Raw genomic sequence first — 11,158 nt, 5'->3', positions numbered from 1 at the left:
GTGTCAATCAATCTTGCCAAAAAACCGTCTCGCAGCCTATCCGACCATCGTCGTAGCGCTCAGTGAGCGGCTGAGAATAAAATGTGATCAAAGGCCAAATTTAGCTGGAAATGCGATTCAAATCACAATAGAATGCCCGCCCAACATGCGCTCTTCGCCAGCCCAAAGGCAAAGAGTGGCTGTGTCGCGATTCGCGGCTGAAGAAAAAGTGTCCAAGGTTGGGCCCACCTTCACCGAACCCGCGGTACGATGAAACGCATGATGGAACCTCTTGCCACCTTGGCAGCGTGTCGTACTCATCTGTACCGCAAGTGCAACACAACACGGCAAGGTATTCTATTTATGCAACTTCTCTATAGTGCGGCCGGCATCGTCGCTCTGTTTTTGTGCGCCTATGCGTTCTCCTCTAACCGTAAAGCGATCAACTGGCGTACAGTGCTTGGGGCATTTGGCCTACAAGCGGGTTTTGCCGCACTGGTGCTTTACATTCCAGTAGGACAAGCCATGCTGGGCTCTATGAGCAATGGCGCGGCGAAGCTGCTTTCATTTGCCAACGAAGGCATTGAGTTTGTGTTTGGCCCTCTCGCCAACGATGGGTTTATTTTCGCTGTTAAAGTTCTGCCGCTAATCATTTTTATCAGTGCGCTGATATCCCTCCTTTATCATCTCGGCATTATGCAGTGGGTTATTAAACTTCTCGGCGGTGGCATACAGCGATTACTCGGCACCAGCCGAGCAGAGTCTCTGGTGGCAACCAGCAACATCTTTCTTTCTCAGGGCGAATCTCCTTTGGTAGTTCGCCCTTTTCTTAGCCAAATGACACGCTCTGAGCTCTTCGCTGTGATGGTGGGAGGCATGGCCTCGGTCGCCGGTAGTGTGTTAGGCGGATATGCGGCGATGGGTGTGGATTTGAAATACCTGATTGCCGCGAGCTTTATGGCTGCCCCCGGTGGGCTTTTGATGGCAAAGATCATTGTGCCTGAAACACAGACGCCCGCAGAACAAAACCATGTAGAGATCAGTGACAGCGACCAAGCCAATGCGATTGACGCCCTCGCCAGCGGCGCGATGAACGGCATGAAAGTCGCGGTGGCTGTGGGCACCATGCTGGTGGCCTTTATCAGCGTGATTGCGATGCTAAACGCTGGGCTGAGTAGTTTAGGTGAGTTGGTCGACATTGACGGTCTAAGCCTAGAAATGCTGTTTGGCTACCTGTTCTCACCGCTGGCACTACTCACCGGTGTACCGGTGCACGAGATCTTCACCGTGGGTAACTTACTTGGCCAGAAAATTGCGCTTAACGAGTTTGTTGCCTTCTTATCGTTTGCTGATATCAAAGCGAACTTGTCGGTACAAAGCCAAGTCATTGTGACCTTTGCCTTGTGTGGCTTTGCGAATATCGGCTCGATTGCCATTCAGCTCGGCTCTATCGGTGCGATGGTGCCTGAGCGTCGCAAAGATGTGGCAAGCTTAGGCGTGCGCGCAGTGATTGCCGCCACCTTTGCCAACCTAATGAGTGCCGCACTGGCGGGTATTTTTATCGCGCTATAAGTACTGCGCGGTAACGAGACTCGGTTAAAGTGTCTCAGTAAAGTAGGGCGATTGGTGGTAAGCTAATCGCCTTTTGCTAGCAATATCGCCAACCTGATCACGGCTTGAGCGAACAGACCAAAAGCCGCAAATAAAGGGTTTACAAGCCACAGCGAACCCAATAATATACGCCGCGCTTCTAGGGTTCAAATCCCTATCTCTCCGCCACATACCGAAAAGCCGCTGATTATTCAGCGGCTTTTTTGCATTTATGCCCCCAAAAATCCCCAAACCCTGACCTCACCAACATTTTAGACCCCTTTGCCTAAACACATTACCCAGCGTCTGATAATCTAGCCCGCAAAATCGCCCTGTAAGGCCTTTTGGACGCCGCCAACCAGAGGGCGGTAGCGTGGGGGATAAAGCCAATTCATTGTCGCTGCGGGCTAGTCACCTCGTTCCCACGCTCCTGCGTGGTAACGCGTTATGAGTTAGTTGGCATCGTTTCGGGATAATGTGAACGCCTCAACCGTGATAGGCGGCATGCACACTTTCGCAGACGAGCTGATTGCTTTAATTGCTGTAAATGTGTTTAATAATAAGTAGTTAGATGAAAAAAGACGCGTGTAACGGTTTTGGAAAATCGAGCGCGCGCACTAATACAATGTTATGCAAGAGTCCCCCACAGTTCTAAAGGAAACGTATGTTTATAATTGGAAAAACAAGACAGTTGACTGAGCTAAAAACAGTCGTTCAATCAAGGAAAGTGGAAAGATCTTCGGTTTCAATCTTGTGTATTGACGATCAGGGGCTTGAATATGAACAAATCATTAGAAATCACAATTTTAATATTCGAGTTTTGAACGATATTGAGGATATTAAAGCCGTCAGTGATTACCCCGTGGTTATTTGTGATATCAAAGGCGTCGGCAAGAAGTTTGGATCGAAATATGAAGGGGGACATATTATCGAAGAAATCAAAAGTCATTACCCCGAAAAAGTTGTGGTTGCCTATACAGGCCAACAATTCGACGCAACTTACAATAAGTTCTTCTCCTTAGCAGACTTCACATTAACTAAAGATGTAGACTCAGATGCATGGGTATCTCTACTTGATCAAACAATTAATAAAGTGGTTTCTCCCATTGAGCAATGGAAGCGGATGAGAAGTTTTCTTCTTGAAAAAGAAGTTCCAATTAAAGTTGTTTTTCAGCTAGAGCAAGAGTTTATTGAAGCGGTATTAAAAGGCGATAAAGATACGTTTGCGAAAAAATCTACTGTTAAAGGCTTGGAGGGTGATATTAGAGCGGTCATTTCCAGCTTCACTGCTAGTATTTTATTTAAAATGGTGTTCGGAGTATGAGAAAAATATCAGCAATACCAGTGTGGAATGAGGAATCTGAACAGTTGGAGGGTGGCTGCTTTTCAAGCGTTCCCGATGTATGTTCTAAACAAAAGAAGAAAACGTGTAAAAAATACTATGAACGAATAAAAGCTTTAAAAGGATTTCATGAATGCCCTGCTGGACTTTCTTCATATAACTCTGGTGAAAGCATATATTCTGGAGTGAGAATATCTGGGCACTATACTAAAAGCAAAATAAAAAACTCTAACGCCTTTCTTCCAGCAATACCTCCGAATGTTATTTTGGAAAGCGTAGCAAATTCGAAATCAATCGAGCGCGAACTTTTCGAAAGTGAAGTTCAAGCAGAATTCGATAAGGATCTTGTAGACTTCTGTCTACATGAGGTCAGAAAATATAATTTGATCATTAAGCGGAGCTCTGAAGAGTATCTGACCGCTAAAGAAAAATCTAGTTTAGATTATGAAAAGCTAATGAAGACAGTATTTGCATCAAGCTCTTCAATTACAAACCGTCTTAATATATACGATTTTGAAAGCAATCCAAAAATCATTACTGCATCTACACCGTTCCAAGCATCAGTGTTTCAGAAATTTCAAAAGGCTTCGCATTGCCTAGAGATATATGCAAGAGACGCTGGGGTTCGAATTTCCCCTTTTAAAGGGCGACTTCATACAAATATAGATATGTTTCCAATATTTGATTTCGTACCTCATGTAATATTGGAGAACGCTATTAAATACTCTCCTTCCAACCAAACTATTGATGTGTTTTTTGAAGAGTACAGCAATTCTTTCGATATAAAAGTCGAGTCGATGGGACCCAGCCTAAAGAGCGAAGAAAAGGTAAGAATTTTCGACAAACGATTTAGGGGAAATAATGCTGAACTCGTTGATACAAGTGGCGGAGGTTATGGGCTCTATTTTGCGAAACTGATTTGTGAACTACATAATATTGACCTTTCAGCAGAGGTTGAAGAAACAAATACTAGGTTAAACAATATTCCATATTCAAAATTTACTTTTGTCATTTCATACAATAAATTGCATAACAAAGCATTGCAGCGGACAAGCCGCTGAATGGGGCGTTAGATTTATTCCGGACCTCTCCCTAAAAAGGACTTATGTAATGTATCTTCATTCTTTAAAAGTTAATGGTTTCAAAAGGTTGCTAGATGTTGAAATTGAATTAAACGAAGCAACATTTCTTATTGGTCAAAATAATGCTGGGAAAAGTTCATTTCTAAAAGCGATTGACCATTTATTAACTAACAAGCAAATACCCATAGATGATTTCTATTCTATAAAAAATGAGGAAACAGGTGATTGTGAAATTGGAGTAGAAAGAATCACAATGCTTGCTGAGTTCAGAGATGTAAGTACTGAGTCAGGTACTTGGCGAGGATTCAAAGGGAGGACTTATAATTATGTTATTCCTGATGGAAGTGATGAAACAGGGATATCAATAATATATAAGAAAGAGTGGGAACCAGGTAAAGCTCCTACTCAATATTTAAAGGCTTATGAACGTATATTAAAAGATGAATTTTCATCAATTACCAAAATCGAGCAATTAATAGAAAAAGGTATACCTGAAAATGTAGTTCTTGAAGCTTTTGATAAAATCTCCGGGAATATAAGTGCAAAGTTGAAGGAAAAACTTGATTATATAGATGAAATTTGGGATTTAACCGAAAATGAAACATTTTTCAAAAATCCAGGAGGTATAGCAGGTAATGTTTTGAGTAGATTACCTCGATATCTATTGATACCAGCTGATTCTGGAGAATATGAACTATCAAAATCAAGTGGTACTCTTCAAAAGACATTGAAAGAATTATTTAAAGATGTAAGAGATTCTTCTGCTAACTATGAGCAAGCACAAGTATATCTTAACAACCTTGCTAATGAATTAGATCCTAATGACAGGGATTCAGATTTCGGTAAAATGTTAATTCAATTAAATAACGTTATGTCCAGTGTTTTCCCTGAATCATCGGTCCATGTTCAAGCCAATTTAACAAATCCTGATGATGTATTAGTTCCCCAATTTGATATTGAAATGGAAAGTAATATTAAAACCTCTGTAGCTAATCAAGGCACTGGTATTATCCGGTCAGCTGTGTTCAGCCTGTTGCGCTTTAGAAAGATTTGGGAGGAACAACGAGAGGTCCGTAATGAAAGAGGATTAATCATTTGTTTTGAAGAGCCAGAAATATTCCTTCACCCATCTGCAGCTAACCAAATGCGACGTACAATTTATGACATTGTTACGTAAAAATGATACTAAAAATTGATGATTATGTTGCGAGAGCATTTTTTAGTAATAGAACAATTTTGGTTGAAGGTGATACTGAAGACATTGTAATCAGAGAAACTACAAGACGTTTACCAAAAGAAATTTATGATTCCGTTATTTGTAATTGTGAAGTTATAAAGGGGAGAGGTAAACCAGTATTGAAGTCTTTAATTAATTACTTAAAAGCAGTTGGTGTTGAACCAATAGTGATGCATGATTCAGATTTAGGTGTTGCTGGAGCTGTAGTTCATAATAAGCCGATTAGACAAGCTCTAGATAATGATGATAATTTATTTGTATTGGATAATTGTATGGAAGATATATTAAATTATCCGGCGCCCTCTTCTGAAAAACCGTATCGTGCTTATAGAGAGACCTTAACGTGGGGTGAAAGTTACGACGATGTCCCTGCTGGATGGAAAACCATTTATGAGCAATTGATGGGGCTAATATCATAAATCTAACAAGGCGTTTCAATTGACAAAATACATGTCACGAATTTTGGTTCCCAAAATGTAGTGCCATATATTTTCCAACTGAAATTTGCGTTATATTTCAGGAGGTTTATCATGAGTCAGTGGCTATTAGACAGGCTATTTGAAGCCGGTGATCAGGCAGAGCCCCGCTTTGCGTTTCAGGGGACTGTAAACTGGATGAGGGCTCTTGCCGAAGTCATTAACGATAGCGCTTGTGCCGATGACAAATTAAATGATTTATATGCTCGTGTACAACGTAGACCTGTCAATCGTGAAGCTGACACGCTTGTGTTTGAGAACGCAATGATGGCTTTACATAATCTTTCATCTCTGAAAAGCATGAATGAAGATATCGAAGATAAATATGACATATGCCGTTCAGCCATCATTTCTTGGTATTACAGCGTCTATTTTTCCGCTAGCGCGATGGTTGCTGCATCTTCTGGCTCTATTCAAGAGACTCATACAGCCACAGCAAAAGTTTGGCAGTCAGATATCGCGGAGAAAGAACTTATCCCATATCCATTTAACCTCTTTTTAACTAGCTTAGTTTCAAAAACTGCTGATGCTGAGATTGCTGCATATAGAGGTGCTAACCATTTCGATCTGAATGACAGAGCTTATGACAATGAAACTGCTCATGGTGCACTGGTTTCCTATCTAAAGGGGACTCATGGTTATAAAAAGTGGGAAACAGAAGAGAGGGTAAAAACTTCTCGTGATTTCAAAGCTCTTGGTGTTGACAATTTTCGCACGAAAGCTGCTCGCGAGGTTCGCGATCGCGCACTAGATAAAGGACAAGTTAACTTCCTTATTCAGGCATTTAGATACCGTGGTAAAGCGAACTATCGTGACTCTATATTTTTGTCCTACGGTGACAACAACGAAGCTACTATAGAAGAGTTTATCCAAGATTTGTACGACGTCTCTATTGGCTTCATTAGGGCTACTTCGCATTATTGTAGTCGCAGAGTCGAGAGAGGTACTTGGGCTGAGTTTGTTGAGGATATTTCTGATAACTCAAGGTTGTCTATTGACTCTGTCGTGCTTGAAATATAACAAACGAGTATATCGTCAATCCTAAATTTTGGCGAGATTTTATCCCACATCACGCCGTCTCTAAGCATCGAACGTAATACCACCATCATCTTACGCACACAGTTAACAATGGCGAATTTTCTCATCTCCGTTAGGCGTTATTGACTTTAACGCTTATATCAGTTTTCAATTAAAAATACTATGGAAAGTAATAATGAAATATAACAATCCCATCAACCCAAATTGTATAGATAACTTGCTGGGTGAACTATGGCTCAATGAGGACTCTTTAGTCTTAGACGTTGGTTGTGGTAATGGTGAATTAATTAAAAGCGTTTTAGAAAAGTTTAACTGTCGGGCGGTAGTCATTGAAATTGATGAAAGGGAGATTGCTAAAGCCAAGGAAAACTTGGAGCCTTATTTAGATAAAGTCACCTTTCATAATGCAGCATTCAAAGATGTTGAACTGCCTAGGGGCGTATTTGATGCGTGTTTTAGCTTAGGCTCTACTCATGCTTTTGGCGATGTTGGTGCAGCTTTAGATCATGCATTGTCTGACATGAAGGCTCTCATAGCATCTAATGGCGTAATTGTACTTGGGGATGCGTATTGGCGAAAAGAACCAGATAAAGAGTACTTACTCGCAACAGGTATTGACCCGATAGAGTTACGCTCAAACCTTCAAAACATAGAAGCAGGAAATCAACTAGGCCTTGAATGCGCTTATGTCGTCCATTCTTCTTATCAAGATTGGGATACGTTTGAAAGCTCGTTTTGGCTAGCTGCTGAACGCGAGTTGTTGCTAGACCCTGAAAATATCGAGCTATTGGATAAAGTAAAAACGAGACGACATTGGAAAGATGCGTATTTGAGGTGGGGGCGAGAAACAATGGGGTTTGCTCTATACCTATTCATTCACGCTACACCCCAAAGCATCTAAAAAATGAGTCTGAGGCTCTCCCAGTCTGAATAACGCTGTGAGCTTGGCACACTTAGCGCCATGGAGGGCATAACAATATGAGACCGAGTAGATTCAATTTCTCTGCGTTGCTCGTTGGGGCGATGGCAACATTTGTGGGGATTGGCGTGGCGCGGTTCGCCTACACACCAATTATTCCTGCACTCGTAGAAGCCAACTGGTTTACGGCCACGGAAGCGGCATACTTGGGGGCCGCGAATCTGCTCGGCTATCTCGGTGGAGCGATTGGCGCGCACACCCTCTCTGAGCGATACAAACTCCGTTATGTGCTTGGCGGCGCTTATATCGCAGTCGCGTTGAACTTCTTTCTTTGTCTGAGCCCGATCGGCTTCGTGTGGTTCTTTATCTGGCGATTTGTGTCTGGTTTTGCCGGTGCAACCTTGATGGTGGTCGGTCCGTCTCTGGCTCTCTCAAGTACGCCAGCGTCACAACGACCAGCTATTGGAGCGATGGTTTTTACCGGTATCGGAATTGGGGCTTTTTTGTCGGCCACCGCGATTCCGTTATTGTTAAATGTGGGGCTTGTTTTAGCCTGGATTGGGCTCGGGGTGCTTGCTGTTGCAGCTGGCCTTATCGCCGATAGGGCTCTCGCAAGGTTGAAATCATTACCAGCTATTCCCCATTCAGGAAATGGGCCAGAGGGCTTAACCGCTGCACAGAAGTGGAGCATCGGAATCGTCATGGCGGCGTATGCGATGGACGGAGTCGGCTTTGTTCCCCATACGGTTTTCTGGGTAGATTATCTTGCACGTGAAGTCGGTATAGGGCAGAGCATCGCGAGTTTCCAATGGGCTGTTCTGGGTGTTGGTGCTGTTTTCGGACCTTTTATTGCCGGGAGGGCGGCCAAAAAGCTCGGCTGGCACGGGGCTCTGCTGTCAGGGTTTCTAGCAAAGTCCATCGCGACGGTATTACCGGTTATATCGGTATCGATGGCCAGTATCACGGTTTCATCCTTTGTCGTTGGAGCCATGATCCCCGGCATTGTTGCGCTCACAGCAGGGCGGCTTTCAGAGATTATGGGGCCTGCTGGTCATAAAAAGATATGGGGTATGGCGACCGCCATGTTCGCTGCATTTCAAGCAGCAGGCGGGTACGCTTTGGCATTCGTCTACGCGTCACTTGGTAGCTACGAACCTTTATTCAGCATTGGTGCCGCTATTCTGGCGAGCGGCGTCCTCTTGCTATCAACCCGATATCTTATCGTTCGAAAAGCCACACAGATGGAGAAAAATTGATATGGAACTGTATCTGAACACAACGTCGCCTTATGCAAGAGTTGTCCGAATCTGCGCGATTGAAAAGCAGTTGGATGATGTGAAGCTCATCTGGGTAGATCCTTGGGCGGATGACAATGCGTTGTTTACCGCCAATCCGAACGGAAAAATTCCCGTGCTTGTAACGGATAGGGGAGAGACTTTATCAGAATCCCTTCTCATCGCGTCATACTTGGACGGGCTTTCCTCGACCCCCAGCTTGCTTGGCACACCCAACGACACTGATGTCCTTGCTCTCTCGGGGCTTAGTCAGGGCCTTACCGATGCAGCTTTTATGACGGTTATTAATCGGAAGCACTTTGGGAAAGAGAGCGATAGTACAGTACTCGGAGTTCGTCGACAGAATGCCATTGTCAGGTGCCTTCAGACGCTGGAGGATAGGGTGAATACTGACGTTATGCAGTCCGACATTAACCTTGGCCAGATTGTTACTGGCATTGCGCTGAGCTATATCGATTTTCGATTACCGGAGCTGCAATGGGGTGAAAGCCAGCCACTCCTCGCTGACTGGTTAACGAGGTTTTTAGAGCGTGCAAGTGTCAAAGAAACGGCCTTTACTTAGGTTTTGTAAAGAATGTTTTTAGTGACTATCGCCAAAATCACATTAGGTCGATATGGCTGGTTCCGATATTAAAGGCCTCACCAAATTAACGAGATATTTTAAAGATAAACTATATGTCAAAAGTCATTCTAGAAGGTTTTATTCTCGTGCCAGACGCTGATCTTCAGGCCGTGACGCGAGAGCTTGTTAATCATGAAAAGTTGACGTTGGAAGAGCCGGGCTGTTTGGTCTTTAAGGTTCAGCAACATTCGGACAACCCGCTGCGATTTGATGTTTATGAAGAGTTTACTGATCGCTCAGCTTTTGATAAGCACCAAGAGAGAGTTAAATCATCCTATTGGGGAGCGGTTACGCAAAATGTCACGCGTCACTACCAGATCAGCGAATAGAGCCTGGGCTGAATACCATCGTTATTTATCGCGTATAGCCGCTAAAGCGTAAGGGCACACCCATGCACCTGACTTTCCGTCCCATCAATCTTGAAACCGATTTTGCTAATTGTGTGGCTGCACGTCGGGACGCTTTTGTGTGTAGCTTTGGCTCCGATGAGGGGTTTGAAGACTTTCTAACTGGCTATTTTGAACGGGTGAGTGAACGCATGAATCAGCCCGAGTGGTTTTATCGGCATATTTTTGTCGATGGAGAATGGGCTGGGCAGCTTGAATTTCGCAGTACGTCGACCGAGCCTGAGACGGGTTATGTGCATCTCATCTACCTTGCACCTGCTTTTCGTGGTCGCGGGTTTGCCCCTTTGCTGCAGCGCTATATCGAAACCACCTTAGCAAACGCGGGGTGCCGGCGAGCGTTGCTTTCTGTAAGCCGTGATAATCATCGTGCGTTAGCCTTTTATCGCCAGCACGGCTGGGAATTTGTTCGCGCTAACCCCAAACATGCGAAGACTGATTTTTATCAGTGTTGGTTGCCGGCGTAGATACTTATTCGCGCCAATATGCGATTATGGCGCGATAGAATGTTTCAGTAAGCGAGTGGTTTATGACACTGATATGCCGGTCAAAAAGGCTCAATGTGCGACAGTTTCATCTCGACGATGCGCCGTTTATTGTGGAGCTGCTTAATGAGGCGTCGTTTATACGCTATATCGCAGATAAAAAGGTGCGTACTGAGCAAGATGCGATCGAGTATCTCCGTCACGGGCCGCTTGCGAGTTATCAAGCACATGGCTTTGGTTTAAATCTGGTAGAACGGCGGGAAGATGGCGAGCCCATCGGCATGTGCGGTGTGCTCAAGCGCGATGAGTTGGCATATCCAGATTTAGGCTACGCGTTTTTATCGCGTTATACCGGGCAAGGATACGCCACAGAAGCCGCCGAGGCGGTACTTGAAGCAACCCTGTTAGCGAGCGGACTGACTACGGTTCAGGCGGTGACCTTACCGGACAACCAACCCTCAAACCACTTGCTTGAAAAGCTAGGGTTTCGGCTCAGGGAAAACGCATGAAGATCCGCGGCATGCCTGGGCTAGCGATTTAATGACTTAATTGTCAATTAAGGATGAAAATCGTGCGTTGAACCATGTTTATTAATTAAAATGAGTGAAAATAAAGGATCAATTTGTTGATCATTTTCAGTGCGATTTAATGGTCTCCTAACGTTTAGGAGATTAAAAATGACAGAAGAT

Annotated in this window: 12 protein-coding genes; all 12 read left to right on the top strand. The window is 43.9% G+C overall.

Translation table 11 applies throughout. From position 1 onward, the window contains the following. Positions 1–342: 342 nt before the first annotated feature. The 12 genes from BZJ18_RS15900 (at position 343) to BZJ18_RS15850 (ending at position 10,978) form a co-directional block, all read left to right on the top strand. Positions 343–1,551: a NupC/NupG family nucleoside CNT transporter gene (locus BZJ18_RS15900; protein ID WP_069588359.1), complete on the top strand. Its 1,209-nt coding sequence runs from the start codon at positions 343–345 to the stop codon at positions 1,549–1,551. A 682-nt stretch (positions 1,552–2,233) separates the two neighbouring features. Then, positions 2,234–2,893: a hypothetical protein gene (locus BZJ18_RS15895; RefSeq protein ID WP_077458214.1), complete on the top strand. Its 660-nt coding sequence runs from the start codon at positions 2,234–2,236 to the stop codon at positions 2,891–2,893. Beyond that, complete coding sequence (locus tag BZJ18_RS15890; RefSeq protein WP_077458212.1) at positions 2,890–3,972, top strand: sensor histidine kinase; 1,083 nt, start codon at positions 2,890–2,892, stop codon at positions 3,970–3,972. Before BZJ18_RS15895 ends, BZJ18_RS15890 begins: the two co-directional genes overlap by 4 nt. 49 nt (positions 3,973–4,021) lie before the next feature. Next, positions 4,022–5,170 (top strand): AAA family ATPase, encoded by a 1,149-nt coding sequence (locus BZJ18_RS15885; RefSeq protein WP_198532260.1) that lies wholly within the window; start codon positions 4,022–4,024, stop codon positions 5,168–5,170. 2 nt (positions 5,171–5,172) lie between these two features. Further along, the gene (locus BZJ18_RS17415) at positions 5,173–5,649 is read left to right on the top strand and encodes a TOPRIM nucleotidyl transferase/hydrolase domain-containing protein (RefSeq protein WP_198532259.1); all 477 of its coding nucleotides are present in this window, start codon (positions 5,173–5,175) and stop codon (positions 5,647–5,649) included. A 111-nt stretch (positions 5,650–5,760) separates the two neighbouring features. Next, the gene (locus BZJ18_RS15880) at positions 5,761–6,726 is read left to right on the top strand and encodes a hypothetical protein (RefSeq protein WP_077458210.1); all 966 of its coding nucleotides are present in this window, start codon (positions 5,761–5,763) and stop codon (positions 6,724–6,726) included. A gap of 193 nt (positions 6,727–6,919) precedes the next feature. Continuing rightward, a complete protein-coding gene (locus BZJ18_RS15875; RefSeq protein ID WP_077458208.1) occupies positions 6,920–7,645 on the top strand; it encodes a class I SAM-dependent methyltransferase in 726 nt (241 codons plus the stop codon). Between the two features lie 122 nt (positions 7,646–7,767). Beyond that, positions 7,768–8,919, top strand: a complete 1,152-nt coding sequence (locus tag BZJ18_RS15870) for a YbfB/YjiJ family MFS transporter (RefSeq protein ID WP_198532258.1) — start codon at positions 7,768–7,770, stop codon at positions 8,917–8,919. Position 8,920: 1 nt separating this feature from the next. After that, positions 8,921–9,520, top strand: a complete 600-nt coding sequence (locus BZJ18_RS15865) for a glutathione S-transferase N-terminal domain-containing protein (RefSeq protein ID WP_077458204.1) — start codon at positions 8,921–8,923, stop codon at positions 9,518–9,520. Positions 9,521–9,633: 113 nt separating this feature from the next. Next, a complete protein-coding gene (locus BZJ18_RS15860) occupies positions 9,634–9,909 on the top strand; it encodes a putative quinol monooxygenase (RefSeq protein ID WP_046073355.1) in 276 nt (91 codons plus the stop codon). A gap of 62 nt (positions 9,910–9,971) precedes the next feature. Then, positions 9,972–10,451, top strand: coding sequence for a GNAT family N-acetyltransferase (locus tag BZJ18_RS15855; protein ID WP_077458202.1), 480 nt, complete (start codon positions 9,972–9,974; stop codon positions 10,449–10,451). Between the two features lie 62 nt (positions 10,452–10,513). Beyond that, on the top strand, positions 10,514–10,978 hold the full coding sequence (locus tag BZJ18_RS15850) for a GNAT family N-acetyltransferase (protein ID WP_077458200.1): 465 nt from the start codon (positions 10,514–10,516) through the stop codon (positions 10,976–10,978). Positions 10,979–11,158 lie beyond the last annotated feature (180 nt).

The organism is Salinivibrio sp. IB872, assembly GCF_001995345.1.
Lineage (GTDB): Bacteria > Pseudomonadota > Gammaproteobacteria > Enterobacterales > Vibrionaceae > Salinivibrio > Salinivibrio proteolyticus.
The sequence above is the reverse complement of the archived record's forward strand: the minus strand, read 5'-3'. Positions and strand labels throughout refer to the sequence as shown.